General features: G+C 67.8%; 19 protein-coding genes. 8 read left to right on the plus strand and 11 right to left on the minus strand.

What is annotated here, in order from left to right; genetic code table 11:
- Nucleotides 1-48 precede the first annotated feature (48 nt).
- Complete coding sequence (locus WS66_RS08020; protein WP_059607773.1) at nucleotides 49-1,023, plus strand: LysR family transcriptional regulator; 975 nt, start codon at nucleotides 49-51, stop codon at nucleotides 1,021-1,023.
- Between the two features lie 81 nt (nucleotides 1,024-1,104).
- On the opposite strand, the gene WS66_RS08025 is transcribed toward WS66_RS08020, so the two are convergent.
- Nucleotides 1,105-2,169, minus strand: a complete 1,065-nt coding sequence (locus tag WS66_RS08025; protein ID WP_059607772.1) for an asparaginase — start codon at nucleotides 2,167-2,169, stop codon at nucleotides 1,105-1,107.
- Between the two features lie 323 nt (nucleotides 2,170-2,492).
- On the opposite strand from WS66_RS08025, the gene WS66_RS08030 reads away from it, so the two are divergent.
- Nucleotides 2,493-4,730 (plus strand): TonB-dependent receptor, encoded by a 2,238-nt coding sequence (locus WS66_RS08030; protein WP_059607771.1) that lies wholly within the window; start codon nucleotides 2,493-2,495, stop codon nucleotides 4,728-4,730.
- A gap of 45 nt (nucleotides 4,731-4,775) precedes the next feature.
- On the opposite strand, the gene phnY is transcribed toward WS66_RS08030, so the two are convergent.
- Nucleotides 4,776-6,230, minus strand: coding sequence for a phosphonoacetaldehyde dehydrogenase (phnY, locus tag WS66_RS08035; protein ID WP_108064666.1), 1,455 nt, complete (start codon nucleotides 6,228-6,230; stop codon nucleotides 4,776-4,778).
- Between the two features lie 44 nt (nucleotides 6,231-6,274).
- The gene (locus WS66_RS08040; protein WP_059598811.1) at nucleotides 6,275-6,631 is read right to left on the minus strand and encodes a GNAT family N-acetyltransferase; all 357 of its coding nucleotides are present in this window, start codon (nucleotides 6,629-6,631) and stop codon (nucleotides 6,275-6,277) included.
- Between the two features lie 271 nt (nucleotides 6,632-6,902).
- On the opposite strand from WS66_RS08040, the gene pdxR reads away from it, so the two are divergent.
- The 5 genes from pdxR (at nucleotide 6,903) to WS66_RS08065 (ending at nucleotide 12,898) form a co-directional block, all read left to right on the plus strand.
- A complete protein-coding gene (gene pdxR / locus WS66_RS08045; protein WP_059598810.1) occupies nucleotides 6,903-8,429 on the plus strand; it encodes a MocR-like pyridoxine biosynthesis transcription factor PdxR in 1,527 nt (508 codons plus the stop codon).
- A 154-nt stretch (nucleotides 8,430-8,583) separates the two neighbouring features.
- Nucleotides 8,584-8,982, plus strand: coding sequence for a nuclear transport factor 2 family protein (locus WS66_RS08050; protein ID WP_059598809.1), 399 nt, complete (start codon nucleotides 8,584-8,586; stop codon nucleotides 8,980-8,982).
- A 170-nt stretch (nucleotides 8,983-9,152) separates the two neighbouring features.
- Nucleotides 9,153-10,970: a sulfoacetaldehyde acetyltransferase gene (xsc, locus tag WS66_RS08055; protein WP_059598808.1), complete on the plus strand. Its 1,818-nt coding sequence runs from the start codon at nucleotides 9,153-9,155 to the stop codon at nucleotides 10,968-10,970.
- A gap of 129 nt (nucleotides 10,971-11,099) precedes the next feature.
- Nucleotides 11,100-12,134, plus strand: coding sequence for a phosphate acetyltransferase (gene pta / locus WS66_RS08060; protein ID WP_059598807.1), 1,035 nt, complete (start codon nucleotides 11,100-11,102; stop codon nucleotides 12,132-12,134).
- Nucleotides 12,131-12,898 carry a sulfite exporter TauE/SafE family protein gene (locus tag WS66_RS08065; protein ID WP_059598806.1) on the plus strand — a complete coding sequence of 256 codons (768 nt, stop codon included), beginning with the start codon at nucleotides 12,131-12,133 and terminating at the stop codon, nucleotides 12,896-12,898. Before pta ends, WS66_RS08065 begins: the two co-directional genes overlap by 4 nt.
- A 97-nt stretch (nucleotides 12,899-12,995) precedes the next feature.
- Here WS66_RS08065 and WS66_RS08070 read toward each other — a convergent pair whose 3' ends face one another.
- Nucleotides 12,996-14,717, minus strand: coding sequence for a cobaltochelatase CobT-related protein (locus WS66_RS08070; protein WP_059598805.1), 1,722 nt, complete (start codon nucleotides 14,715-14,717; stop codon nucleotides 12,996-12,998).
- Nucleotides 14,714-15,703: an AAA family ATPase gene (locus WS66_RS08075; protein ID WP_059598804.1), complete on the minus strand. Its 990-nt coding sequence runs from the start codon at nucleotides 15,701-15,703 to the stop codon at nucleotides 14,714-14,716. The genes WS66_RS08070 and WS66_RS08075 overlap by 4 nt, the downstream gene beginning before the upstream one ends.
- A 186-nt stretch (nucleotides 15,704-15,889) precedes the next feature.
- Between WS66_RS08075 and WS66_RS08080 the strand changes: the two genes are divergently transcribed.
- A complete protein-coding gene (locus WS66_RS08080; protein WP_059598803.1) occupies nucleotides 15,890-16,642 on the plus strand; it encodes an IclR family transcriptional regulator in 753 nt (250 codons plus the stop codon).
- Between the two features lie 32 nt (nucleotides 16,643-16,674).
- On the opposite strand, the gene WS66_RS08085 is transcribed toward WS66_RS08080, so the two are convergent.
- The 6 genes from WS66_RS08085 to WS66_RS08115 form a co-directional block, all read right to left on the minus strand.
- Nucleotides 16,675-17,622 carry a dimethyl sulfoxide reductase anchor subunit family protein gene (locus WS66_RS08085; protein ID WP_059598802.1) on the minus strand — a complete coding sequence of 316 codons (948 nt, stop codon included), beginning with the start codon at nucleotides 17,620-17,622 and terminating at the stop codon, nucleotides 16,675-16,677.
- A 39-nt stretch (nucleotides 17,623-17,661) separates the two neighbouring features.
- Nucleotides 17,662-18,408 (minus strand): 4Fe-4S dicluster domain-containing protein, encoded by a 747-nt coding sequence (locus WS66_RS08090; protein WP_059598801.1) that lies wholly within the window; start codon nucleotides 18,406-18,408, stop codon nucleotides 17,662-17,664.
- Nucleotides 18,409-18,424: 16 nt separating this feature from the next.
- Nucleotides 18,425-21,361 carry a molybdopterin oxidoreductase family protein gene (locus WS66_RS08095; RefSeq protein WP_059598800.1) on the minus strand — a complete coding sequence of 979 codons (2,937 nt, stop codon included), beginning with the start codon at nucleotides 21,359-21,361 and terminating at the stop codon, nucleotides 18,425-18,427.
- 224 nt (nucleotides 21,362-21,585) lie between these two features.
- On the minus strand, nucleotides 21,586-23,007 hold the full coding sequence (locus WS66_RS08100) for an amino acid permease (protein ID WP_059598799.1): 1,422 nt from the start codon (nucleotides 23,005-23,007) through the stop codon (nucleotides 21,586-21,588).
- Nucleotides 23,008-23,187: 180 nt separating this feature from the next.
- Nucleotides 23,188-24,603 carry an NAD(P)/FAD-dependent oxidoreductase gene (locus tag WS66_RS08110; protein ID WP_059598824.1) on the minus strand — a complete coding sequence of 472 codons (1,416 nt, stop codon included), beginning with the start codon at nucleotides 24,601-24,603 and terminating at the stop codon, nucleotides 23,188-23,190.
- Between the two features lie 488 nt (nucleotides 24,604-25,091).
- Nucleotides 25,092-26,396, minus strand: a complete 1,305-nt coding sequence (locus WS66_RS08115; protein ID WP_059598798.1) for an MFS transporter — start codon at nucleotides 26,394-26,396, stop codon at nucleotides 25,092-25,094.
- Nucleotides 26,397-26,448 lie beyond the last annotated feature (52 nt).

The raw sequence follows: 26,448 nt of genomic DNA on the forward strand, positions 1-26,448 counted from the left end.
CTGTATTATCGAAAGCGGTTTTGCGTGTGACGCAACAGCGAGGGACGAATGAAAACAATGACGAGAGACACCGGCATCGATCACCTCGGCGCGATGCGCGCGTTCGTGCGGGTCGTCGAAATGGGAAGCTTTTCCGCGGTCGCGAAGGAGATGCACGTGTCGACGTCGACGGTCGCGCGCAAGATCACGGCGATCGAGGACGCCCTCGGCGTCGCGCTATTGCATCGCTCGACGCACAGCGTGACGCTGACCGAGGCCGGCCACATCTACCTGGAACGCGCGGTCACGCTGATCGCCGATCTCGACGACACGTTGCGCGTCGTCGCGGAGCTCAATTCACAGCCGAGCGGCCCGCTGAAGCTCACCGCACCGGTCGCTTTCGGTCGCCGTCATCTCGCGCCGCTGATCGCACCGTTTCTCGCGCGCTACCCGACGATCCAGCTCGACGTGCGGCTCACCGACAACCACAACGACCTCGTCGCCGGCGGCTTCGACCTCGACATTCACGAAGGCGAGAACTACCTGGACAACCTGGTCGTGCACCGGCTGTCGCGCAACGACAGCATCCTGTGCGCGACGCCCGGCTACCTCGATCGCAGCGGGCGCCCCGCGACGCCGGACGACCTGCAGCATCACAACTGCCTGCGCTACGTGCACCCCGAGGGCGATCCGCGCTGGGAGCTCGTGCGCGGCGATGCACGGCACAGCGTGCTGCCGGCCGGCAACCTCGTCACCGATCATTCGGAACTGCTGCTGGACGCGACCTGCGCGGGCCTCGGCATCGCCGAATTCGAGATCTGGCTGGTGCGCGACCTGCTCGCGAGCGGCCGGCTCGAAGCCGTGCTGCCGCGCTACCGGCTGCAGAACAAGCTCACGGGCGACTACATCTACATCGCGTATCTGGCGAACCGGCGCAGCTCGGCAAAGCTGCGCGTGCTGAGGGACTTCCTCGCGGAGCATCTCGCGCACATCGGCGAGCTGTCGGCGGTCGAGCTGACGAAGATTCGCGACGCGGGCGCGTAGCGGCTGCCGTCGCGCTGGCCGGCAAGCCCGCACCGATGCCGCATGCACGTCAGGCACGCGGCATCGGCACGACCGCCCCCGTCAGGCCGGCTGCAGTTCGAACGGGAATGTCGCGTGGCCGATCTCGACGCCCTGCGTGTTCAGCATCCGCGGCCGGTGGAACGCAGCGAGCCGCGCGCGCTGCGCGTCCGTGCCGATCCGCAGCCGTTCGAGCAGTTCGCTGACCATCATGTACAGCACGTCGATGTTGCCGTCCTCGATCTTCACCGAGATGCCGAGCGCGCCGTCGGCGCCGAGTTCCCGCGTGCGCGCCGATGCGCGTACGCCGATCCCGTAGCACGCATCCGCGCCGAGCTTGCCGACGACCTGCCCTTCGAAGGCCTCCATCAGCACCGTGCAGCAGCGCCCTTCTCCGGCGACCAGCTCGGGATGGGCCGTCATCGCATGATGAATGCGCGCCAGCGCGCGCACGCGATCGGTCATCGCCGCGCCGCCGGCTTCAACCTTATCCGCACCGTCCGCCAGCGATGCATAAAGACGCGCGAGGCGGTCGAGCGGGAATGCCGGCGTCGGCAGGTTGCAGCCGTCGATCGCCCAGTCGACCTCGTCGTCGGGCAGGCCGCACGCATCGGCGACCACCTGCTTTACACGCATCTGCATCGGATGCGCCGGCAGATGGTAGTCGGCAATCGCAGCGCCGATCGCCCGCGCACCGGCCAGCATCCCGACGTGCTTGCCCGAGCAGTTGCTGCACACGCCGGTCGGCGTGTAGTCGCGCTTGATCCATGACCGGTACACCGCGTCCGACAACGGCGCATGGCCGCCGCACCGCAAATCCGACTCCTGCGCGTCGACCTTCGCCAGCATCGCCCGCGTGCGCGCGATGTGCCGCTCCTCGCTGCTGTGCGATGCGCACATCAGCGCGATGTCCGCTTCGTCGAAGCCGAACCGCTCGGGCGCGCCCGTCTCGATCACGGACAGCGCCTGGGCCGGCTTCGCTGCCGAGCGCGCGAGCGTCATCCGGAACGGATCGCCGAGCCGGAACAGCAGCCTGCCGCCTGCATCCACCACCGCCACATCGGCGACGTGCGTGTTCTCGATCGCATTGCCGCGGTACGTCACGACCGCTGCGCGTTGAGTGTCCATCTGTCCTGTCTCCTTCGTCGGGGCCTGATTGCCGGGGCCCGTGCAACCGGTACGGCAGTGTATCGATTCTGCCGCCGGGTCGAGCCGGACGCCCCGTGGAAAGCGGTATTGCGCAGCACGCAAAGCCATCGCGCCCGCCACGCAAGTCTGACCGGTTCAGTACAACGACCATTCGATCGTTTACATATCTCGTAATAATTCGTAGAATTGCGATCGCTAACGCGAATCATTTTCATTTACATTGACGTTTTCCGATGTCCCGGGTCTGCCTGCCGGCATCGCGACGACGCATCCGATCACCGATACTTCCGCTGCCTCTCGCCATGCCTGCCCAGTTCAAGACGAGGCCCCGTGCCCTCGTGTCAGCACTGACCTGCTCCGTTTTCCTGACGCCGCTGCTCGCTTCCGCCGAAACGGCTCCCGCACCCGCCTCCCCTGCCGCCCAGCCGGCCGCCGCCGATACGTCGGCGACGCTGCCGACGATCGCGGTCCAGTCGTCCGCGCTGTCGGACTTGCAGGTGAAGCGCTCGCCGTCGTACAAGTTCACCGCGCCGCTGCTCGACACGCCGCGCTCGGTCACGGTGATCCCCGAACAGCTGATCAAGGAAAAGAACGTCACGTCGTTCGCGGATGCGCTGCGTTCGGTGCCGGGCATCACGTTCCTCGGCGGCGACGCCGCCGCGAACCCGTCGGCCGATCGCCCGGTGATCCGCGGCTTCGAATCGCGCAACTCGATCTTCGTCGACGGGATGCGCGACTCGGGGCTGCAGAACCGCGAGACCTTCGCGGTCGAGCAGATCAGCGTGATCAAGGGCCCCGATTCGGTCTATGCGGGCCGCGGCTCGGTCGGCGGCAGCATCGACATCGTCACGAAGACGCCGAAGAACGACGACTTCATCAACAGCAGCATCGGCTTCGGCACCGACGGCTACAAGCGCGCGACGGTCGACGCGAACCGCAAGATCAACGACACGACGGCCGTGCGCCTGAACGTGATGGGTCACGACGCGAACCAGGCCGGCCGCAACGACGTGTACAACAAGCGCTGGGGCGTCGCGCCGTCGATCGTGTTCGGGCTGAACACGCCGACCACGGTCACGGTCAGCTACTACCACATGAACACGTACGACATGCCGGATTTCAGCGTGCCGTTCCGTTCGACGGGCGGCACGCCGGTGCCGACCGATCGCGGGCAGTTCTTCGGGCTGAACACGCGCGACTACCGCTACGGGCAGACGGACACCGCCGAAGTGCGCGTCGAGCACAAGATCAACGACGACTGGAAGCTGAAGAACACGACGATGTTCGGGCGCTCGACGCTCGACTACGTCGCGACGAATCCGCAGATCCTCGCGTCGAACCCGAACATGCTCGCGCTGCAGGCGAAGAGCGGCAAGTACGCGCTCAACGGCTTCTCGAACCAGACCGAGGTGACCGGCAGCGCCAGCCTGTTCGGCATGAAGCACACGATGACGGCCGGCGTCGAGTTCAGCCACGAACAGGCGCGCTACGAGGGCTACCTCGTGTCGGATTCGGCCGGCCACAACATCCGCTCGGGCGGCCCCTGCTCGGTGGCCGGCAACTGCACGCCGCTCGCAGGCGGCTGGAACCCGAACATGCCGTGGACCGGCAGCATCGTGCTGAACGGCGACAAGAGCTTCCCCGGCCCGACGACGAACACGCGCACCGACACGGTGTCCGCGTACATCTTCGATACCGTGAAGCTGTCCGAGCGCTGGCAGTTCAACACCGGGCTGCGCTTCGACCGCTACGACACGACCGGCAAGCAGGCCGGCGTGGCCGACCTGTCGAACACATCGAACCTGTTCAGCTACCAGTTCGGCCTCGTGTTCAAGCCGGTGACCAACGTGAGCCTGTATGCGTCGTACGGCACGTCGTCGAACCCGCCGGGGTCGAACGGCGGCCTCGGCGGCGGCACCGACCAGATCACCGCGACGAACCAGGACCTCGCACCCGAGCGCTCGCGCAACATCGAGATCGGCGCGAAGTGGGACGTGCTGCAGGACCAGCTGTCGCTGACGTCGGCCCTGTTCCAGACCGAGAAGACCAATGCGCGCGTCAGCGACGGCCTTGGTCACACGGTCAACGCGGGCAAGCAACGCGTGCGCGGTTTCGAATTCGGCTTCGCGGGCAACCTGACACGGAAGTGGCACGTGTTCGGCGGCTACTCGTACCTGAATGCGATCACGACCGACGCGGGCCCCGGCAGCCCGGGCGCATCGGGCCTGCCGATGGTGATGGTGCCGAAGCACAACTTCACGCTGTGGACGAGCTACGACGTGATGCCGAAGCTCACGCTCGGCGCCGGTGCGACGGTGATGAGCCAGACCTACGCGTCGGTATCCGCGACGACGAAGAAATGGACGCCCGGCTACGCGCGCTTCGACGCGGCCGCGACTTGGCGCGTGAACAAGACGATGGACGTGCAGCTCAACGTGCAGAACCTGTTCGACAAGAAGTATTACGCGAGCGCGTATCCGATCTACGCGACGTGGGCGCCGGGCCGCTCGGCGATGGTCACGCTCAACTTCTATCAGTAACGCCATTGACGGCGGGAGGGCGTGGTACGCCCCTCCCCGCCTCGCTCACCACGGCAGCGAATACGTCTTCACGTTCGTGAAGCTCTTCATCGCCTCCTGCACGCCTTCCTTGTAGCCGAGGCCCGAATCCTTCACGCCGCCGAACGGCGTCAGTTCGAGCCGGTAGCCCGGCACCTCGCGCACGTTCACGCTACCGACTTCCAGCTCGGTGATGAAGCGCGTGATGTTGTCGAAGCGGTTCGTGCAGACCGACGACGACAGCGCATAGTCGGTGCTGTTCGACATCCGGATTGCTTCGTCGATGTCGCGAAAGCGCATGATCGGCGACACCGGGCCGAACGTCTCGTACTTCACGAGCGGCATGTCGGGCGTCACGCGATCGATCACCGTCGGCGAATACAGCGCACCGTCGCGCACGTTGCCGACCAGCAGCCGCGCACCGCGCGCGATCGCGTCGTTCACCTGCTGCTCGCAGAACGTCGCGGCGGCCTCGTCGATCACCGTGCCCATGTCCACCGACGGATCGGACGGATTGCCGTACGACCACGCGCGCGTTTTCTCGACGACCAGCTCGGTGAAGCGATCGGCCACCGTCTCGTGCACGAGCATGCGCTTGATCGCGGTGCAACGCTGCCCCGAGTTCTTGTACGAGCCCGACACGGCGAGCGTGCTTGCTTCGTCGAGATCGGCGTCGTCCATCACGATGATCGGATCGTTGCCGCCGAGTTCGAGCACCGCGCGCCGGTAGCCCATTCGCGATGCGATCGACTTGCCGATCGATACGCCGCCGGTGAACGTGATGAGGTCGATCGCCGGATTCGTGATCAGCTCATCGGCGATCTCCTTCGGGTCACCGGTGAGCACTTGCAGCATCTGCGGCGGCAGGCCGGCTTCATACAGGATGTCCGCGAACAGATAGCACGACAGCGGCACCTTCTCCGACGGCTTCACGACGATCCGGTTGTTGGTCGCCACCGACGGCACGACCTTGTGCGCGACCTGGTTCATCGGATGGTTGAACGGCGTGATCGCGGAGATCACGCCGAGCAGCGGTTCGCGCTGCGTGTACACGCGGCGCTTCTTGCCGTGCGGTGTCAGATCGCACGAGAAGATCTGCCCGTCGTCCTTCAGCACCTCGCCCGCGCCGAACGTGAGCACGTCGGCAACGCGCCCGGCTTCGTACGTCGAATCCTTGATGCACAGGCCAGCCTCGGCCGTGATCAGCGACGCGATCTCGACGGTGCGCGCGCGCACGATGTCGGCCGCGCGGCGCAGGATCGCCGCACGCTCGTGGCGCGTGAGCGTCGGCCGGAATGCACGCGCGGCGGCGAACGCGCATCGCACGTCATCGAGCGTCGCCTTCGGCACGGTGCCGACGAGCGTTCCGTCGTACGGGTTGCGCACGTCGATGACTGCGTCGCGCCACACGCGCTGCCCGTCGATGCGCAACGCTTCGTGCCGCACGTCGGATGCGGGAATCGGCTTCAGGACCGTGCTCATGTCGTCTCCTTCCTGGTGCAGCGTGATCGTGGCCACGCTTTCGGTTAATGCAGCGCGGCCTGGCGCACCACGACCAATCCTTCGTATTCGAGGCAGCGGCACAGCGTCGACCACGCCGGCGTAGCGGGCCATGCACGCGCACCGGCGTCGATGCGAATCGGCTGCCCGAATTCACGCGCCGCGCACGCGAGAAGCGTGTGCGCGATGCCGCTGCGCCGGTAGGCGGGTTCGACGTATAGCCGCATGAGCGACGGCGATCGGCCATCACCGCCACCTGCGTCATCGATGTCGAGTTCTCCGATCGCGTCGCCGTCGCGATACGCGACGAACGTCTTGCCTGCATCGTCGAACACGATGCGGATCACGCGCTCGCAGCGATCCCTGAACACGACGACGTGCATGGCGTCCCTCTCCTTTTCATCACGCTGCAGGCGAACGCGATGCCCGCACGCCCTCCTGCGCCCGCGTACCGGGGAGTTATCCGGATCGTCCGGGCGCGACGAGTTGAGTATCGTCTTGCCACGTCGGCGCGCAGTAGTGCCAGACAACACATTTCATTGAGTCCACATCCGCGGCGCGACGCGCGTATTCTCGCGAAACCGCGCCACTCGCGGGCCACGTGCACACCACGCGCACCGCCTCGCGTTTCCCGTACCGATCACAGGAGGAAGCATGTCGAGTCGTACCCCGACCGCCTTATGGGCCCAGCAGTTCCGGCGGTCGTCGGCGTCGAGCCTGCAGGACCAGATCCGGCGGATGCTCGTGGCCGCGATCCTCGACGGCCAGCTCGCCCCCGATGCCGCGCTGCCGTCGAGCCGCGAGCTTGCCGACCAGCTCGGCGTCGCGCGCAACACCGTCGTGCTCGCGTACCAGATGCTCGTCGAAGAGGGCTACCTGATCTCGCGCGAACGCAGCGGGCACTTCGTGAACCCGAAGATGCTCGAAGGCGTGCCCGGCTTCGCGCAGGCCCGGGCCGGCGCGCTGCCCGCCGGTGGCGACGACGTGCCCGGACGCCCCGCCTGGGAAAAGCGCATCACGCATCCGCCGTCGAGGCAGCGCAACATCGTGAAGCCCGCAAACTGGCAGCACTACGAATTTCCGTTCATCTACGGGCAGTTCGACCAGTCGCTGTTTCCAACCAACGACTGGCGCGAATGCTGCCTGAAGGCGTTGTCGGTGATGGAGATCCGCAACTGGGCCCCCGACCTGATCGAACGCGACGACGAATCGCTGATCCAGCAGATCCGCACGCGCGTGCTGCCGCGGCGCGGCGTGTTCGCGATGCCCGACGAGATCGTCGTTACGAACGGCTGCCAGCAGGCGCTTTACCTGATCGCGGACCTGCTGTGCGGCAAGCACACGACGGTCGGTTTCGAGAACCCCGGCTATCCGGATGCGCGCAACATCTTCGAGAACCGCGACGCGCGGCTGCTGCCGCTGCCGGTCGACGGCCACGGGATCGCACCCGATGCGCTCGGCGACACGCTCTCGCGCTGCGACTACGTGTACGTGACGCCGAGCCACCAGTGCCCGACCACCGCGACGATGCCGGTCGAACGCCGCCGCGCGCTGCTCGATTGCGCGCAGCAGCATGACTTCGTGATCATCGAGGACGACTACGAGAGCGAAAACACGTTCTCCGGCACGCCGCATCCGGCATTGAAGAGCCTCGACACGGCCGACCGCGTGATCTACGTCGGCAGCCTGTCGAAGACGTTCGCGCCGGGGTTGCGGCTCGGCTACGTGGTCGGGCCGCGCGAGCTGATCCGCGAGTTGCGGGCGCTGCGGCGGCTGATGGTGCGCCATCCGGTTGCGTATATTCAGCGGGCGTTCGCAACCTTTCTCGCGCTCGGCCATCACGACGCGTTGCTGCGCCGGCTCGCGCATGCGTACAGCGAGCGCTCGCAGGCGCTGATGGCCGCGCTCGACGCGCACTTGCCGGAAGCGCGCTACGTGCCGGTGACGGGCGGCGCGTCGTGCTGGGTCGAGGGGCCGCCATGGCTCGACGCGGCGCGGCTCGCGGTGGACGCCCAGGAGGCGGGAATTCTGATCGAACCTGGCGGCGTGTTCTTCATGAACGACGACAGCAACGCGCGTCGATGCTTCCGGATGGGGTTTTCCGCGATTCCTCTGGAGCGGATCGAGCCGGGGGTGCGGGCACTCGCGCAATGTGTGCAGGCGCAGAAGCCGAGCCTCTGAACGCATCGCGCCAGCCGGTCACGCCCCCTGGCCCAAGCGAAACCTCCCGACTGGCGCTACCGCCAAAAACGAGCGCTCACTAACGTGTCGATACCGCGTGCCGCATGCGCGCCAGCGCCTTGCGCACCGCCCATCATTCGACAGGAGACACGTTATGTCCGACACGCTCACCGCCCCCGTCACGGCCGCCACGCTCGCGGCATTTTCCGAAGCATTCAACCGGCACGACGCCAACGCGTTGATGGGCTTCATGACCGAGGACTGCGTATTCGACGCGGCCGGCGGCCCCGACATCCACGGCACGCGCTTCGTCGGCCGCGACGCGGTACGCGCCGCGTTCGAAGCCGTGTTCAAGACCTTCCCCGACGCGCACTGGGGTCACGGTCGCCACACCGTCGCCGGCGAGCGCGGCGTCTCCGAGTGGGTGTTCACGGGCACGCACGCCGAAGGCTGGCGCATCGAGGCCGAAGGCTGCGACCTGTTCGAATTCCGCGACGGGCTGATCGCCGTCAAGCGCGCGTTCCGCAAGGAACGGCCGAAACAGCCGGCCTGAGCGTGCGCCTCGCGCGCCACTCGGGCCACCGCCTCCGCGCGCATTTTGAAACGAATCATTTCATTTCATTCCACATTCGCCGACAGCGGGCGGAATGACTTGACCGGCCTTCCCCAGCAAATAGCATCTGGAACAAGACGTTCCGTTAATTGAACAATCGGAGACAACCCATGAGCGAGCAATCCACTTCCCTGCGTGCATCGGCCAACGGTCCGCAGGACATGACACCGTCCGAAGCCTTCGTCGAGACCCTCGCGGCCAACGGCGTGACCGACATGTTCGGCATCATGGGCTCCGCGTTCATGGATGCGATGGACATCTTCGCGCCGGCCGGCATCCGCCTGATCCCGGTCGTGCACGAACAGGGCGCGGGCCACATGGCCGACGGCTACGCGCGCGTGTCGGGTCGCCACGGCGTCGTGATCGGCCAGAACGGCCCCGGCATCAGCAACTGCGTGACCGCGATCGCGGCCGCGTACTGGGCACATAGCCCGGTGGTGATCGTCACGCCGGAAGCCGGCACGATGGGCATCGGCCTCGGCGGCTTCCAGGAAGCGAACCAGCTGCCGATGTTCCAGGAATTCACGAAGTACCAGGGTCACGTCACGCACCCGGCACGGATGGCCGAATTCACCGCGCGCTGCTTCGACCGCGCGCAGGCCGAGATGGGCCCGACGCAGTTGAACATCCCGCGCGACTACTTCTACGGCAAGGTCAAGGTCGAGATTCCGCAACCGCGCCGGCTCGACCGCGGCGCCGGCGGCGAACAGAGCCTGGACGACGCGGCCGCGCTGATCGCGCAGGCGAAGTTCCCAGTCATCATCTCGGGCGGCGGCGTCGTGATGGCCGACGCGATCGAGGAATGCAAGGCGCTCGCCGAACGGCTCGGCGCGCCGGTCGTCAACAGCTACCTGCACAACGACTCGTTCCCGGCGAACCATCCGCTGTGGTGCGGCCCGCTCGGTTACCAGGGCTCGAAGGCCGCGATGAAACTGCTGTCGCGCGCCGATGTCGTGATCGCGCTCGGCTCGCGCCTCGGGCCGTTCGGCACGCTGCCGCAGCACGGGATGGACTACTGGCCGAAGGACGCGAAGATCATCCAGATCGACGCGGACCACAAGATGCTCGGCCTCGTGAAGAAGATCTCGGTCGGCATCTGCGGCGACGCGAAGGCCGCGGCGATCGCACTCACGCAACGCCTCGAAGGCCGCACGCTCGTGTGCGATGGCTCGCGCGGCGAGCGCGCCGACCAGATCGCGACGGAAAAGGCCGCGTGGGAAAAGGAACTCGACGACTGGACGCACGAGCGCGACGCATTCAGCCTCGACATGATCGAGGAGCAGAAGCACGAGAAGCCGTTCAGCGGCGGCCAGTACCTGCATCCGCGCCAGGTGCTGCGCGAACTCGAGAAGGCGATGCCCGAGGACGTGATGGTGTCGACCGACATCGGCAACATCAACTCGGTCGCGAACAGCTACCTGCGCTTCAACAAGCCGCGCAGCTTCTTCGCGGCGATGAGCTGGGGCAACTGCGGCTACGCGTTCCCGACGATCATCGGCGCGAAGGTCGCCGCGCCGCACCGCCCGGCCGTGTCGTATGCGGGCGACGGCGCGTGGGGCATGAGCCTGATGGAAACGATGACCTGCGTGCGCCACAACATCCCGGTCACGGCCGTCGTGTTCCACAACCGCCAGTGGGGCGCGGAGAAGAAGAACCAGGTCGACTTCTACAACCGCCGCTTCGTCGCGGGCGAACTCGACAACCAGAGCTTCGCGGCGATCGCGCGTGCGATGGGCGCCGAAGGGATCACGGTCGACCGCCTCGAGGACGTGGGCCCGGCCCTCAAGCGTGCCATCGACATGCAGATGAACGAAGGCAAGACCACGATCATCGAGATCATGTGCACGCGTGAACTCGGCGATCCGTTCCGTCGCGATGCGCTGTCGAAGCCGGTTCGCATGCTCGACAAGTACAAGGACTACGTGTAATGCCGCGTCGCTGACGCACCCCCGTTGCCGGTCGCGCGCCCCTCTCGCGCGGCCGGCCCTCCGGCCGGACGCCGTGCCCCGTGCGGGCCGCCGCATCCGGCCGTTTTTCCTTTCTTATCCGAGCGAACGATGAAAGCCCTCGACCGCATTCTCGAATCCGCGCGCCGCCAGCCGATGCGCATCGCGCTGTGCGAAGCCGACGATCCGCGCGTGCTGCAGGCCGCCGCGCGCGCAACGCGCGACGGCATCGCCCGCATCGTGCTCGTCGGCAACCGTGCGGCGATCCACGCGGCGGCCGCGCGCGACGCGATCGATCTCGACGGCATGACACTCGTCGATCCGGCCAGCGCCGCCCAACGCGATGCCTATGCGGACGCGCTGCATGCGCTGCGCAAGCGCAAGGGCATGACGGCCGATGCCGCGCGCGACGCGGTGCTCGATCCGCTCTGCCATGCGAACCTGATGGTACGGCTCGGCGATGCGGACGGCTCGGTCGCGGGCGCCGTGCATGCAACGGCCGACGTCGTGCGCGCGGCGATCCAGCTGATCGGTGTCGATCCCGCGTTCCGGATCGTATCGAGTTTCTTCCTGATGATGCTGTGCGAACCGTTTCACACGATCAAGGGCGGACTGATCTTCTCCGACTGTGCGCTGGTCGTCGATCCGGATGCCGATCAGCTCGCCGAGATCGCGATGGCCGCCGCCGACAGCGCGCACGCGCTGCTCGGCGAGGAACCGCGTGTCGCGATGCTGTCGTTCTCGACGAGTGGCAGCGCGCATCACGCGGCGGTCGACAAGGTGACGGCCGCGACCGCGCAGGTACGCGAACTGCGCCCGGCGCTTGCGATCGACGGCGACGTGCAGCTCGACGCGGCGATCGTCGCGGAAATCGCCGAGCGCAAGATCGCGCATTCGCAGGTGGGCGGCCACGCGAACGTGCTCGTGTTCCCGAGCCTCGAAGCCGGCAACATCGGCTACAAGCTCGCCGAGCGGATCGGTCGCGCAAAGGCCGTCGGCCCGCTGCTGCAAGGCTTGCGCCGGCCCGCGAACGACCTGTCGCGCGGCTGCAGCGCCGACGACGTGTATCACGTGATCGCCGCAACCACCGTGCAGGCGCAGGCGGCCGCGCAGCGCGCCGCGACGGGCGAGGCCGCACACGCATGACAGCCGACAAACTGGCGATCCTGATCGCGGTGATCGGCGCCGGCAGCTATTTCCAGACCGTCACCGGCTTCGGGCTCGGGATGATCGTGATGGGCGCGACGAGCGGCTTCGGTCTCGCGCCGCTCGCCACCGTCGCCACGCTGATGAGCGTCGTGTCGCTCGCGAACGGCGCGACCGCGCTGCCCGGCCGGCTGCATCACATCGACTGGCGCGCGGTGGGCGCGGCGACGCTCGGCATCCTGCCGTCGGTCGTCGCGGGCGTGCTGCTGCTCGAATGCCTGAGCCGCTCGGCGGCCGACCTGCTGCAGCTCATTCTCGGCGCAGTCGTGCTGTACGGCGGCCTGAGTGCGGCGCTGCGTCCGGCGCCGCTCACCGAGCGCTCGGACAACCGCAGCTTCTTCGTCAGCGGCCTGTTCGGCGGCTTGCTGAGCGGGATGTTCGGCGTGTCGGGGCCGCCGCTGATCTTCCAGTTCTACCGGCAACCGCTGACGCTCGTGCAGATCCGCTGCGCGCTGATCGTGCTGTTTACGACGACCTCGGCCACCCGCGTGCTGTACAGCGCGTGCGAAGGCCAGCTCGATCGCGACATCTGGCTGCTGGCGGCGATCGCGACGCCGGTCGTGATGCTGACGACGGTCGCCGCGCGCCACTACCCGCCGCCGCTGTCGCCGGTCGCGCTGCGTCGGCTTGCGTTCGGCGTGCTGATGGCGATCGGCATCGGGTTGATCGCGACGTCGCTGCCGCCGCTGCTGCGCGGCGCGTGATGCCGCGCGGCGCGTGCCGCAGCGAACCGGCCTGCATACGGCATTCGGTCGAGACGCGTGCGTGTTGCCGCATCCGCCTTGCAGGCCGTCGCCTGCTTCATCGCCGCGCGCCGATCCAGCGCGCGATTTCGACGAGCCGCTTCATGTCCGGCGCTGATGCAAGGTCGATCGCGAGCCGGTGCCGGTAATACGGGCCGAGATCGAGCCCGACGCCGAGCCCGAGCACTTCGACGCGTCCGGCCGCCTCCTGGCGCGAGACCACCTGCTTCAGATGGTTGTCGAGGTAGAACGGATCGTTCGCGAGCGCCGTGGCACCGTCCATCGGGCTGCCGTCCGAAATCACGACGAGGATCCTGCGCGCCTCCGGCCGCGCCGCAAGCCGCGCGCACGCCCATTCGACCGCTTCGCCGTCGACACCCTCACGGAACAGATCGGCCTTGAACAGCGCGGCGATACCCGTGCGCGCATGCCGCCAGCGCGTGTCCGCATCCTTGAACACCAGGTGGCCGGTTTCGTTGAGCCTGCCCGGATGGCGCGGCTTGCCGCGCGAGAGCCAGTCCTGCCGCGCGCGGCCGCCGTTCCATGCGAGCGTCGTAAAGCCGAGCACTTCGGTCGCGAGACCGGCGGCATCGCCCGCGCGGGCCAGCGTGTCTACCATCAGCGCGACGCCGTCGATCCACGTCTTCATCGATCCCGAACAGTCGACCAGGAACGCGAGCGCGCAATCGGCATGCGGCCGCACGCGTTCGAGCCGGAACAGCCGCCGCTCGGCCGGCGAACTGACGAGCTGCGCGAGCCGGCGGCCGTCGAGGCGGCCATGTTCCTCGCCGAACGACCAGCCGTCGGCCTGCGGCACGACGAGCGCCGCACGCAGCATACGGGCGAGCCGCGTGACGTTGATCCGCTGCGCGGTGACCTGGCCGTCGAGCCGGTCGCGGTACTCGCGCAGCAGTGCCGCGCGGATCTGCGCGGCCGGCCGGAACTCGCGGTCGTAACGCGTCGTATACGCACGGTAGACGGCATCGCCGCCCTGCAGCACGGCGCTGTCACCCGTCTCCACAAGCGCCGGCAGGTCGATGCCCGTGTCGTCGAAATCGACCCACAGCGAGAAATTCGTCAGCGCATCGTCCTGCTCGCGCGCGTCTTGCGTCTCCGTTTCCACGACGGCCGCGCGCGCATCGCGAATCATCGATGCAATGCGCTTCGCGAGCGTCAACGCATGTTCCGCGAATGCGCGCTGATCGTGCCGGCACCGCTTGAGCCCCGCGAGCTGCACGCCGATCTCGGGCACGATCGCCGCGCGCGACGCTTCGATCAGGTCTTCCGTCTCCTCGAGCACGGGCCACCCCGTCAGCCGCGACCATGCGATCTGCGCGACCGTGTAAACAAGGATTCCGACATGCGTATCGGCCTGTCCCGACCGATGGAACGCGCGCGACCAGGTGTCGAAACGATGGCGCAGGTTCTGCACGACGCCGCGCATGGCGGGTGGCGCCAGCGATTCGCAGCGCAGTTGCTCGAGCATTTCGAACAGCACGCGTTCGACCGGATCGTCGCCGGACAACGCGCGATGCAGGTCCGCATCGGAATGCAGGATGCGCAGCGCGGCGCCGTCGGCCGCGCCGCGCCACGACGCGAGATCGTCGTCGGCCGCCTGCGCGCGCAGGTGCGGCGCATGGATCGGCAGTGGCCGCAGGTCGCGGCACACGCGGCCCGCACGGTAATGCAGCGCCGCGTCGCGTGTCAGTGCACGCACGGTCGACGCGCCCAGCGCTTCGCGCGCCGATGCACGGCGCGCGGCGTCGCGATCGGCGCTCACCGCCCCGCTCCCGGCTCGCCACTGCCGGCACGCGACGCGACCGCCAGCTCCTCGCCGAAACAGCGCTGGTAATACTCGGCGACGACCGGCCGCTCGGCGTCGTCGCACTTGTTCAGGAACGTGAGCCGGAACGCGAGCGCCGGATCGCGGAAGATCTGGCAGTTCTCGGCCCAGTTGATCACCGTGCGCGGCGACATCAGCGTCGACAGGTCGCCGGTCGCGAAGCCGTTGCGCGTCAGCTCCGCGAGGCTCACCATCGATTCGAGCAGCGGGCGGCCGGCTTCGTCCGCGAGTTCCGGCACGCGCGCGCACACGATGCCGATTTCTTCGTCGCGCGGCAGGTAGTCGAGCGTCGCGACCACGTTCCAGCGATCCATCTGCGCATGGTTGAGCATTTGCGTGCCGTGATAGAGACCGTTCAGGTTGCCGAGCCCCACCGTGTTCGCGGTCGCGAACAGCCGGAACGACGGATGCGGATGGATCACGCGGTTCTGGTCGAGCAGCGTGAACTTGCCGTCGCGCTCGAGAATCCGCTGGATCACGAACATCACGTCGGGCCGCCCCGCATCGTATTCGTCGAAGATCAGCGCGACCGGACGCTGCAGCGCCCACGGCACGATCCCTTCCTGGAATTCGGTCACCTGCACGTCGTCGCGCACGACGATCGCATCCTTGCCGACGAGGTCGAGCCGGCTGATGTGGCCGTCGAGGTTCACGCGCACGCACGGCCAGTTCAGCCGTGCCGCGACCTGCTCGATATGCGTCGACTTGCCGGTGCCGTGCATCCCCTGCACGAGCACGCGGCGATTGCACGCAAATCCCGCGAGGATCGCGAGCGTGACGTCCGGGTTGAAACGGTAGGCGTCGTCGATATCGGGCACGTGATCGTCGCGCGCGCTGAACGCCGGCACCATCAGGTCCGAATCGAACCCGAAGCGTTCACGGACCGACACCATGCAGTCCGGCTTGTTCGCCACCCCATCCATGCGTTGCGCTCCTGTCGTTGCTGATCGCGCAGGCATCGATCCTCACACCCGCGCCAGCCGTGTTTACGGAACGATTCGTTCCGTTGCCGAAAGTTCGGACCGAGTCAATGAGCCCACTGCCCCGCCCGGCCGGCCTGCCGGGCCGTTCGGTACAATGGCCGCAGTCCAGTTTCCGGAACGCCTGCCATGCTGCCCGCGGATACGCCCACGCTGCGCGCCTTCGCGCTGCTCGAACATCTCGTCCAGGCCGGCGATGCCGTGTCGCTCGCCGATCTCGCGCGCGACGTCGATATCCCGAAGGCATCGCTGCACCGGATGCTTGCGTCGCTCGAAGCCGGCGGCCTCGTGATCCGCGAGCCGGGCCGCAAGAACGCGTACGCGATCGGCCCGCGCCTCGCGAGGCTCGGCACCGGCGTGATGCTGCATGCGGGCGCGCGCCGGCTGCGCCACGCGATCCTCGAACGGCTCGTCGCCGATCTCGGCGAAACCTGCAATCTGACCATGCTGCACGACACGGAAGTCGTCTATCTCGACCGCGTCGAGGCCGACTGGCCACTGCGGCTCGACCTGAAACCCGGCTCGCGCGTGCCCGCACACTGCAGCGCCAGCGGCAAGCTGCTGCTCGCGCTGCTGCCGCGCGACGAACGCGCCGCGCTGGTGCGCGCGCTGGCGCTGCCGCGCTACACCCCGAATACGATCTCGGATCCCGAACTGCTCGAAGCCGAACTCGACCGCACCGCACACAAGGGCGTCGCGATCGACAACGAGGAATTCGTCGCGGGCATCGTGTGCATCGCGGCGCCGATCGTCGGCGACGACGGCACGTGCATCGCCGCGGTCGCCGTGCATGCGCCCGTGTCGCGCGCGCCGCTGTCGCGTCTGCTCGACCACGTGCCGCGCCTGCAGGAAGCGGCCGGCGCGCTCGCTCAAACGTTCTAGTTCCCGCACGGCGTGGCGGCGCGCACGCAACGTCATGACGCGCGCTGGTAGTAGATGTTCTGCGGATGCCGCGCGTCCGCGAAGAAGAACCAGCGTTCCGCAACGAGCCCCACATACTGGATCACGAACGCGGCGCCGAGCGCGACGGCCGCCGCGACCGACGTCGGTGCGAGCGCGCCCGCGCCGGTCAGCGCGAACGGCACCGCGAACGCGCCGATCAGGAAGCCGGCCTTCACCGCGCGCAGCGTGCCGTTGCCCTGCCCGTGAAAGAACTCCCGCGTATTGAACGCGCTGGCCGTGAAGCCGCGCGACTTCTGTTCGACCTTCGCATGGCGGATCCCGGTCGCGCTCTGCACGGTCGACTTCGGCCGCAACCGGGCATTGCGCGCAAGCGACGCGAGCCGTGCCACGCCACCGGCGAGCGTCAGCGCGCACGCGGCCACGGCGAGCCGGCCGACCAGCGCCGGCGCGAGCCACGCGGCGCAAGCCGTCGCCAGCGTGCAGCCCGACGCGCAGCCGAGCAGCACGAAGTTCACGAGCGTCAGCGGGCTCGCCCATTCCTGCAGGAACCGCAGGCACGCGTAGATCATCGCGGTACACACGAACAGAACGACACTTGCGAGCGCGCCCGCCGCGCCGATCAGCAACGTGCCGGGCCAGCCGAACAGGTGTGCCGCGCCATACGCGAACGCGCACGCGAGAAACACCGGCAGCGCGATACATTCGCGTGACAGCCACGACGTGCGCCACATCGCGATCGCGCGCCATGCGCGCTCGGGGTGGCCGAGATGGAAGAACGACGCGAACAGGCCGAGCACGCCGAGCACGACCGACAGCGCGGCACCCGTCACGTAGAACGACGCAGCGATATCGACGCCCGCCGCGCGCGCAAGTGCCTCGACGGTCACGAGCGTCAGCAGCAGGCCCTGTGCGGCACCGCACAGTGTGGTGAGAAAAACGACCGAAAAGGCTGGGCGCATGGGAACTCCGTTTTTTCGTATGAATGAAGGGCCTTGCGCTCAGCGCTGCGTCGCGAGCGACACGAGATCGATGTCGCCGCGCGCCGCGCGGGCTTCGAACGACGCGTCCTCGTCACGGCCGTTCGACGCGCTGCCGCACCCGCCACTACTCCCGCAACCGCACGACGCTTCGGTCTTCACGCGCGGCAGATAATGGTTCGACGGTCGCGTGCCCCATTCGGGCATCAGCGCGTAGCCGCCGCGTTCGCGGATCGCACGCGACACGTCGGATTCGGGATCGTGCACATCGCCGAACAGCCGCGCCGACGTCGGGCATGCGAGCACGCAGGCCGGTTTCCGGTCGCGTTCGGGCAGCGTTTCGTTGTCGATGCGGTCCGCGCACAGCGTGCACTTCGTCATCTCCTTGCGGCCTTCGTCGAGCTCGCGCGCGCCATACGGACACGCCCACGCGCAGTACTTGCAGCCGATGCACTTGTCGTAGTCGACCAGCACGATCCCGTCCGACTTGCGCTTGTAGCTCGCGCCGGTCGGGCATACCGGCACGCACGGCGGATCCTCGCAGTGCAGGCACGATTTCGGGAAGTGGATCGTGTCGGTCATCGGGAACACACCCGCTTCGTAGGTCTGCACGCGGTTGAAGAACGTGCCGGACGGATCGTCGTCGTACGGGCGCAGATCGGCGAGACTGCCGGCTTCGCCCGACGTGTTCCATTCCTTGCAGCTCGTTACGCAGGCATGGCAGCCGACGCATACGTTCAGGTCGATGACGAGGGCCATCTGGGTCATGGTTGCGCTCCTTCGATCAGCGGTCGTCAGACTGAGGGCCGGCCGACGTCGCGCGCCGCAGCCGCGCGGCGAATGCGCCGGTTCCCGCGAAATATGCCTGCACGCGCTGCAGCACGCGCGGCGTGCCCGGCAGCGCCGGCATCGGCGCGAACTGCGGCAAGGTCGTGGCCGCATCGGCTTCGGCCGGATAGATCCGCACCTGCACGTCGTACCAGCCGGCCTGCCCCGTGACCGGATCGGAGTTCGACAGGCGTGCGCCGTCGCGCGCCGCGTCCGGCAACTCGTCGGTAATCACGTGGTTCAACAGGAAGCCGCGCTGCGACTCACCCGCTTGCGGCCCGAGGTTCCACGCGCCGGCTGCCTTGCCGATCGCGTTCCAGGTCCAGACGGTGCCGGGCTCGACGGCCTCGCTGTAGCGCGCGCGACAACGCACCTTGCCCCACGGCGATTCGACGTAGATCCACGCGCCGTCGTCGATCTGCTGCGCGGCGGCCGTCACGGGGTTCACGAACAGATGGTTCTCGCCGTGGATCTGCCGCAGCCACGCGTTCTGCGAATCCCACGAGTGGTACATCGCCATCGGCCGCTGCGTGAGCGCCGCGAGCGGATAGCGGCTCGCATCGGTCAGCCCGCTTTCGAGCGAGCGATGCCAGAACGGCAGCGGATCGAAATAGCGTGCGATGCGCTCGCGCAGATGATCGGGCGGCTGGCGGCCCGACGTGCGGCCCTGCGCGGCGAGCCGGAATTTCTGCATCACGTCCGAGTAGAGCTGGATCACGATCGGCACGCCGAACTTGCGCATCCCGTTGTCGACCGCCCACTGCATGTACGGGCCATTGCAGTTGCGCATGTACTGCAGCGGCTCCGGCAACCGGTGGTGGTACACGCAGTTGTTCTCCGCGTAACGCTTCCACTGGTCGGGGTTCGGCTCGCCGACGACGGCCTTGTCGCCGTCCTTGCCGCGCCAGCCGATCAGGAAGCCGGTGCCCGAATCGGGCGCGGTCTGGAAGTTGACGACGAAATCCGGATAGTCGCGGTATTTGCGCTGCCCGTCCGCCGTCGTGAAGGCCGGAAACTTCAGCCGGCTCGCGAGCTCGATCAGCACTTCCTGGAACGGCTTGCATTCGCCGGTCGGCGGCACGACCGGCACGCGTACCGAGTCGACCGGCCCGTCGAATTCGGAGATCGGCCGATCGAGCACCGACATCACGTCATGCCGCTCGAGGTAAGTCGTGTCGGGCAGGATCAGGTCGGCGAACGCCGTCATTTCAGACGCGAACGCATCGCACACGACGAGGAACGGAATCCGGTATTCGCCGTCGTCGCGCTTGTCGACCAGCATCTTGCGCACTTCCGTCGTGTTCATCGACGAATTCCACGCCATGTTGGCCATGAAGATCAGCAGCGTGTCGATCGGATAGGGATCGCCGCGCCATGCATTGGTAATGACCGAATGCATGAGCCCGTGCACCGCGAGCGGGTATTCCCACGAGAACGCCTTGTCGAGCCGCGCGGGCGTGCCGTCCGGATGGACGAACAGGTCCTCGGGGCCAGCGGGCCAGCCGAGCGGGCCTGTGGCAAGCGGCGTGTTCGGCCTGATCTGCGCCGGGTCGTTCGGCGGTTTCGCCGAAGGCGGCACCGCGCGCGGATACGGCGCCTTGTGCCGGAAGCCGCCCGGCCGGTCGATCGTGCCGAGCAGCGACATCAGCACGGCGAGCGCGCGGATCGTCTGGAAGCCGTTCGAATGCGCGGCGAGCCCGCGCATCGCATGGAACGCGATCGGCACGCCCTTCACCGACGCGTGCTCCTTGCCCCACGAATCGGTCCAGCGCACCGGCAGCTCGATCGCGTGGTCGCGCGCGACCGTCTCCATCTCGCGCGCGAGGCGGCGGATCGTGTCGGCCGCGATGCCGGTGATGTCGGCCGCCCATTCGGGCGTGCACTCGGCCACCTGTTCGCGCAGCAGCGTGAACGACGGCGCGACGGGCGTGCCGTCGTCGAGCGTATAGCGGCCGTCGAGCGCCGGCTCCGCGCCTTCCGTGTGATGCAGCACCGCGCGGTTCGTCTTCGTGTCCCACCACATCCGGTTCTGCGGATACAGCGCGTTGACCTCCGGCGCGCCGGCGTCGCGCACGAACAGCCCGAACGTGTCGGCGCCGTCGCGCTGGTCGACCAGCTCGGCCGCATTCGTGAAGCGCGACACGAATTCGAGGTCGAACGCGTTGCGCGCGATCAGCTCGTGCATCAACGCCATGAACAGCGCACCATCGGTGCCGGGACGAATCGGAATCCATTCGTCGGCGATCGCCGCGTAGCCGGTGCGCACCGGATTGATCGCGATGAAGCGGCCGCCCGCGCGCTTGAACTTGCCGAGCGCGATCTTCAGCGGATTCGAATGGTGGTCTTCCGCGGTGCCGATCATGAAGAACAGCTTCGCGTGGTCGAGATCGGGGCCGCCGAATTCCCAGAACGAGCCGCCGATCGTGTAGATCATCCCGGCCGCCATGTTCGCCGAGCAGAACCCGCCATGCGCCGCATAGTTCGGCGTGCCAAACTGTTTCGCGAACAGGCCGGTGAGCGCCTGCATCTGGTCGCGGCCGGTAAACAGCGCGAATCGCTTCGGGTCGGTAGCGCGCAGGTGCCCGAGGCGCTTTTCGAGCACGTCGAATGCGACGTCCCACGACACCGGCTCGAACTGCGCGTCGCCGCGCTCGGCGCCCGGCTTGCGCATCAGCGGCTGCGTGAGCCGCGCGGGCGAATACTGCTTCATGATGCCCGACGAACCTTTTGCGCAGATGACGCCCTGGTTCAGCGGATGCGCGGGATTGCCGTCGATATAGCGCACCTCGCCGTCGCGCAGGTGCACGCGGATGCCGCAGCGGCATGCGCACATGTAGCACGTCGTCGTCTTGATCTCGGCCTGCTCGTCGCGCTCGCGTGCCCGATGTTCCATCGTCTGTCCTCGTTCGCGGATGAGGGCGCGCCCTGCCGGGGCGCACCCGTGAATCGGTTCGTTCATGCTATGCCGGCACGCGGCCGACATAAAGTCGCATCCTCTGATCGGTGCTATCGGCCGGCCCGATAGTTGCGCCAGCAATCCATCGGATCGGGCCGGCAGCCGCATGCGCGAAGGCCCGGCTTGCATGCCGGGCCTTCGGCGTCATGCGTGGCCGCGCATTACCGCGGCGGATAGGCGAGCAGTTCGCTGTCGTCGAGATGCTCGCGGCGGCTGCGGCGCGTCAGCCCGTAGGCGACGACCAGCACACCGAGGCTGGCGACGCCGAGCCACAGCGGCTTGCGCTGGTCCGGGATGAACGCCATCGCGACGAGGATGCCGACCATGCCAATGATCGCGACCCAGGTCAAATACGGATACGCCCACATCTTGACGCGCAGCTTGCTGGCAGCCACCGGATCGAGACGCTTGCGCAGGCGCAGCTGCGAGAACGCGATCAGCACGTACACGAACAGCGCGACGGTGCCGTACGAATTGACGAGGAACGCGAACACGGTATCGGGCGACACGTACGACATCACCACCGACACGTAGCCGAACACCGTGCCGAGCAGGATCGCGCGCACCGGCACGCCGCGCTTGTTGACCTTCGCGAGCGCGGCCGGCGCGTCGCCGTGGCGGGTCAGCGCGAACAGCATCCGCGACGCCGCATAGAGGCCCGAGTTGAGCGCGGACAGCACCGCCGTCAGCACGATCGCGTTCATCACGTTGGCCGCGGCCGGCAGGCCCATCACTTCGAGTGCGCTCACGTACGGCGTGGCCATCTGATGCGAATTCCACGGTACCAGCGCGACGACGAGCGCGACCGAGCCGACGTAGAACACCAGCACGCGCGTGATCACCGAATTGGTGGCCTTCGCAACCGCTTTCGCCGGCTCCTTGGCCTCGGCCGCCGCGATCGTGACGATTTCAGCGCCGAAGTAGAACCCGGTGGCCGCGACCGCCCCGCTCATCACCGGCCCGATGCCGAGCGGCATGAAGCCGCCGTGGCCGAGCAGCGTCGGCAGCACGGCCGTCGTGTGCATCGACGCGGGCCACAGGCCGAGCACGTAGAGGCCGCCGAGGAACAGGAACACGATGATCGCGCCGACCTTGATCGACGAGAACCAGAATTCGAATTCGCCGTAGCTGCCGACCGAGATCAGGTTCGTGAGCGTCAGCACGACCAGCAGCGCCAGGCTGATGATCCACGCCGGTGTATCCGGCAGCCAGAACTGGATCAGCTTGGCGCCGGCCACCGCTTCGAGCGCGACGACGATCACCCAGAAATACCAGTACATCCAGCCGGTCAGGAAGCCCGCCATCTTGCCGGGCCCACGCCAGTTGCCGAACGCGAGCCGTGCGTATTCGTAGAACGAACCGACGGCCGGCATCGCGCAGGCCATCTCGCCGAGCATCCGCATCACAAGCACGACGAGCCCGCCCGTGATCAGGAACGACAGGATCGCGGCCGGCCCGGTCTGCTGAATCACCACACCGCTGCCGACGAACAGCCCGGCACCGATCACGCCGCCAAGCGCGATCATCGTCATGTGGCGCTGCTTGAGCCCACACTTCAGGTCACTCTGGTTCGAGGGTTGCATGTCTTCTCCATATCCAGTTGTCCGGACGCCGCCCGCTTGCCACCGTCGGGTGAGCGCGGGCGCCGCCGGCGACGGCGCGTGCAGGGGCGCCTGCAGCCCCGGCCGCACGGATTTCAGTTGCTTTTATTGTGTTGGACAGCCCGGCGCGGGTTACGTCACGCCCGGCGATGAGCACTGCGTTCAGGGCTTTTCGTCATTCCTGAAGTACGACAGGTAGAGCATCCGCTGCCCGATGCGCCGGAACGGCGCGAACGGGTGGCCAGGCAGCGGCGACGTGAAGATCGGCAGGGTCTGGCGTACGCCCTTCCCCGCGATCTGCTCGGCCAGCCTGCGGCCGGCCTGCTGCGAGTACGACACGCCGTTGCCGCCGTAGCCGAGCGCGTAGTACACCGACTGCCGCGGGTCGGGCTGGCACACGCGCGGCATCATGTCGTGGCTGACGTCGACCCACCCCCACCATGAATAATCGATCTCCACGCCGCGCAGCGCGGGAAACTTGCGCGCCATCCCATCCTTCAGCAATTCCAGATGACGCGGGTTCGGCGCATCGTCGCCGGTGATCGCGCTGCGACTGCCGATCTGCAGACGGCGATCGGGCAGGAACCGGTAGTAAAAGCGCAGCGTGCGCGTATCGGTCAGCACCTGCGTCGTGCGGAAATTGCACGCGTCGATCTCCGCGTCGGTGAGCGGGCGCGTGACCATCGAGTTCGACAGGATCGGCATCACCTTGCTGCGCAGCGACGGATGCAGCGTCTGCGCGGTGTATGCGCCGGTCGCGATGCCGACCGCGCGGGCCCGCACGACGCCGCCGGGCGTGCGCAGGTGATGCACGCCGTCGATCGTCTCGAAGCCGAGCACGGGGCTGCTCGTATGCACCTTCGCGCCGGCTTCGCGCGCGAGGCGCAGGTAGCCGAACGCGAGCTTCAGCGCATGGATGCCGATGCCTTCCGGCTCGTGCAGCGCGCCGGCCGCCTCGTGGTCGTTGATGAATTCGCGGCGGAAGGTTTCCGCGCTCAGCAGCTCCGACGGATAGCCGAACACGTCCTTCCACACCTTCGCCTCGGCCGCGAGCTTCGCCATGATGCGCGGACGGTGCGCGATCAGGAAATGGCCGCCCGGCTGCGGGTCGCAGTCGATTTCCGACACGAGCGACTTGAAGTGCTCGAAGCCTTCGAGGATCTCGTCGTGCATCTTCAGCGCGACGTCCTTGCCCCAGCGCTCGATCCACTGCGAGCGCGACAGCCGGCCCGACGCGTTCTGCCCCTGCCCGCCGTTGCGGCTGCTGCAGCCCCAGCTCGTGCGGTTGGCTTCGAGCACGACGGCCTTGATGCCGTGGTCCCGGGCGAGGCACAGCGCGGTCGCGAGGCCCGTATAGCCGGCGCCGATGATCGCGACGTCGACATCGAGATCGCGCGTGACGGGGCCGTCGTCGGGCGGCGGGGTGCCGGCGGTCGCGACCCAGTAGGTCGGCGCGTACTGCTTGCCGCACCCGGGCCCCGGCGACACGAGCGGATCGTAGGTCGGGTCGTAACGCGTATCGTTCGGCCGGCCGCCGTCGAAGGCGCTCGCGGTGCGTTCGATGGATGAGGTCGACATGGTCAGACCTCCGACGCTGGCGTGCCCGCCGCGCCGCAACGGGCGCACGAGGCGATTCGACTGACTGATGCGGGGCGCGCGCTCGCCGCACGGGCGAATGCTGCCGACTGCGTGTTGGTCATGCCTGTCTCCTGATCGTTCTCTTCGGGTCGATCGTGTGCAGATGCTTCAATGCGGCGATCTGTCGAGGAAAGTGTAGGCAGGCCGATTTTTCACAGGTAGGGCCAGTGGACCGGATTCGCTTGGACCAGCGCGCGGGCGGCCGAGTGGCGGACAACAGCAGGCGACCGGCGGCGGGCGACGATCGGCTGCGATCGCGGCGCGGGCGCGGCACCGCGAGGCAACCGGGACGCCGAACGGCGTGCCGCATCGGACAACCGGCTGACCGGCCGACGGCAACGGTCAGCGGCACGGTCGCGGCACCGACCGACGACCGCGCCGCCGGTACGACCCCGCGCCGCCCCCCATCCCGTCCACCCAGCCCGCCGTCACATCGCGCGCGCCGCGACGCCGGCCACGCCGCCGCGCTTCTCGATCGCCCGCGCGGACACGATCGACAGGAGTGCAGACAACATCACGTAAACCCCGACGAGCCACGGCGCCCCGCCGTTCACGCGCAGCAACGCGGTCGCGACGATCGGCGTCAGGCCGCTCGCGAAGATGCCCGACACCTGGTAGACGAACGAGATGCCCGTATAACGCACGTTCGCGTCGAACAGCTCCGCGAACAGCGCGGCCTCCGGCCCGTAGGCCATCGCGTAGAAGATCCCGAACGGGATCACCAGCGCGAGCCACACGGCGGGCAGGTTCGTCGATTGCGTCTGCAGCAGCCAGAATGCGGGCAGCACCGACAGCCCGCACAGGGTCGCGCCCCACCGGTACACGCGTGCGCGACCGAGCCGGTCCGACAGGCTGCCGAACACCGGGATGAACACGCACATCACGACCGCCGCGCACATCACGCCGAGCAGCGCGTCGCCGCGCGAGATCGACAGGTTGCGCGTCATGTAGCCGATCGAAAACACCGCGAACACGTTGAAGAACACGCCGTCGACATACCGCGCGCCCATCCCGAGCAGGATCGCCTGCCGATAATTTCCAAGCAGTTCGACGACCGGCAGCTTCGTATCGCGCCGCTGGCGCTTGAGCGCGACGAATTCGGGCGTATCGGCCACGCGCGTGCGGATGTAGAAGCCGACCGCGACGAGCAGCAGCGATGCCGCGAACGCGACGCGCCAGCCCCACGCGAGGAACGCGGCGTCCGGCAACGCACGCGACAGCGCCGCGACCACACCGGCCGCGAGACACAGCCCGATCGCGAGCCCGATCTGCGGCAGGCTCGCATACAGCCCGCGCCGGTGCGGCGGCGCGTACTCGTAGGCCATCAGCACCGCGCCGCCCCACTCGCCGCCCAGGCCGATGCCCTGCAGCACGCGCAGCGTCAGCAGCAGCACCGGTGCCCACATGTCGATCTGCGCGTAGGTCGGCAGGAACGCGACGCCGGCCGTCGACACACCCATGATCAGCATCGTCAGGATCAGCGCGGACTTGCGCCCGACGCGGTCGCCGAGATGGCCGAACAGCAGGCCGCCGAGCGGCCGCGTGACGAAGCCGACCGCGAACGTCGCATACGCGAGCATCGTCGACACGAACGCGTCGCCGGCCGGAAAGTACTGCTTGTCGAACACGATGCCGGCGACCACGCCGTACAGGAAAAAGTCGTACCACTCGACGGTCGCGCCGATCACGCTGGCCGCGGCCACGCGTCGGACGACCCGGGAATCGATTGCCATGCGAGCTTCTCCAGGTAAGGATGCGCCGCAACCTGCCCCGGCGCCGTGCCGG

It is taken from the genome of Burkholderia sp. LA-2-3-30-S1-D2 (assembly GCF_001523915.2).
Taxonomy (GTDB): domain Bacteria; phylum Pseudomonadota; class Gammaproteobacteria; order Burkholderiales; family Burkholderiaceae; genus Burkholderia; species Burkholderia diffusa.

Bases quoted from the DNA above. Each gene is read 5' to 3' on its own strand.
- WS66_RS08020 (WP_059607773.1), top strand. From the start codon at position 49: ATGAAAACAATGACGAGAGACACCGGCATCGATCACCTCGGCGCGATG.
- WS66_RS08025 (WP_059607772.1), bottom strand. From the start codon at position 2,169: ATGGACACTCAACGCGCAGCGGTCGTGACGTACCGCGGCAATGCGATC.
- WS66_RS08030 (WP_059607771.1), top strand. From the start codon at position 2,493: ATGCCTGCCCAGTTCAAGACGAGGCCCCGTGCCCTCGTGTCAGCACTG.
- phnY (WP_108064666.1), bottom strand. From the start codon at position 6,230: ATGAGCACGGTCCTGAAGCCGATTCCCGCATCCGACGTGCGGCACGAA.
- WS66_RS08040 (WP_059598811.1), bottom strand. From the start codon at position 6,631: ATGCACGTCGTCGTGTTCAGGGATCGCTGCGAGCGCGTGATCCGCATC.
- pdxR (WP_059598810.1), top strand. From the start codon at position 6,903: ATGTCGAGTCGTACCCCGACCGCCTTATGGGCCCAGCAGTTCCGGCGG.
- WS66_RS08050 (WP_059598809.1), top strand. From the start codon at position 8,584: ATGTCCGACACGCTCACCGCCCCCGTCACGGCCGCCACGCTCGCGGCA.
- xsc (WP_059598808.1), top strand. From the start codon at position 9,153: ATGAGCGAGCAATCCACTTCCCTGCGTGCATCGGCCAACGGTCCGCAG.
- pta (WP_059598807.1), top strand. From the start codon at position 11,100: ATGAAAGCCCTCGACCGCATTCTCGAATCCGCGCGCCGCCAGCCGATG.
- WS66_RS08065 (WP_059598806.1), top strand. From the start codon at position 12,131: ATGACAGCCGACAAACTGGCGATCCTGATCGCGGTGATCGGCGCCGGC.
- WS66_RS08075 (WP_059598804.1), bottom strand. From the start codon at position 15,703: ATGGATGGGGTGGCGAACAAGCCGGACTGCATGGTGTCGGTCCGTGAA.
- WS66_RS08080 (WP_059598803.1), top strand. From the start codon at position 15,890: ATGCTGCCCGCGGATACGCCCACGCTGCGCGCCTTCGCGCTGCTCGAA.
- WS66_RS08085 (WP_059598802.1), bottom strand. From the start codon at position 17,622: ATGCGCCCAGCCTTTTCGGTCGTTTTTCTCACCACACTGTGCGGTGCC.
- WS66_RS08090 (WP_059598801.1), bottom strand. From the start codon at position 18,408: ATGACCCAGATGGCCCTCGTCATCGACCTGAACGTATGCGTCGGCTGC.
- WS66_RS08095 (WP_059598800.1), bottom strand. From the start codon at position 21,361: ATGGAACATCGGGCACGCGAGCGCGACGAGCAGGCCGAGATCAAGACG.
- WS66_RS08100 (WP_059598799.1), bottom strand. From the start codon at position 23,007: ATGCAACCCTCGAACCAGAGTGACCTGAAGTGTGGGCTCAAGCAGCGC.
- WS66_RS08110 (WP_059598824.1), bottom strand. From the start codon at position 24,603: ATGTCGACCTCATCCATCGAACGCACCGCGAGCGCCTTCGACGGCGGC.
- WS66_RS08115 (WP_059598798.1), bottom strand. From the start codon at position 26,396: ATGGCAATCGATTCCCGGGTCGTCCGACGCGTGGCCGCGGCCAGCGTG.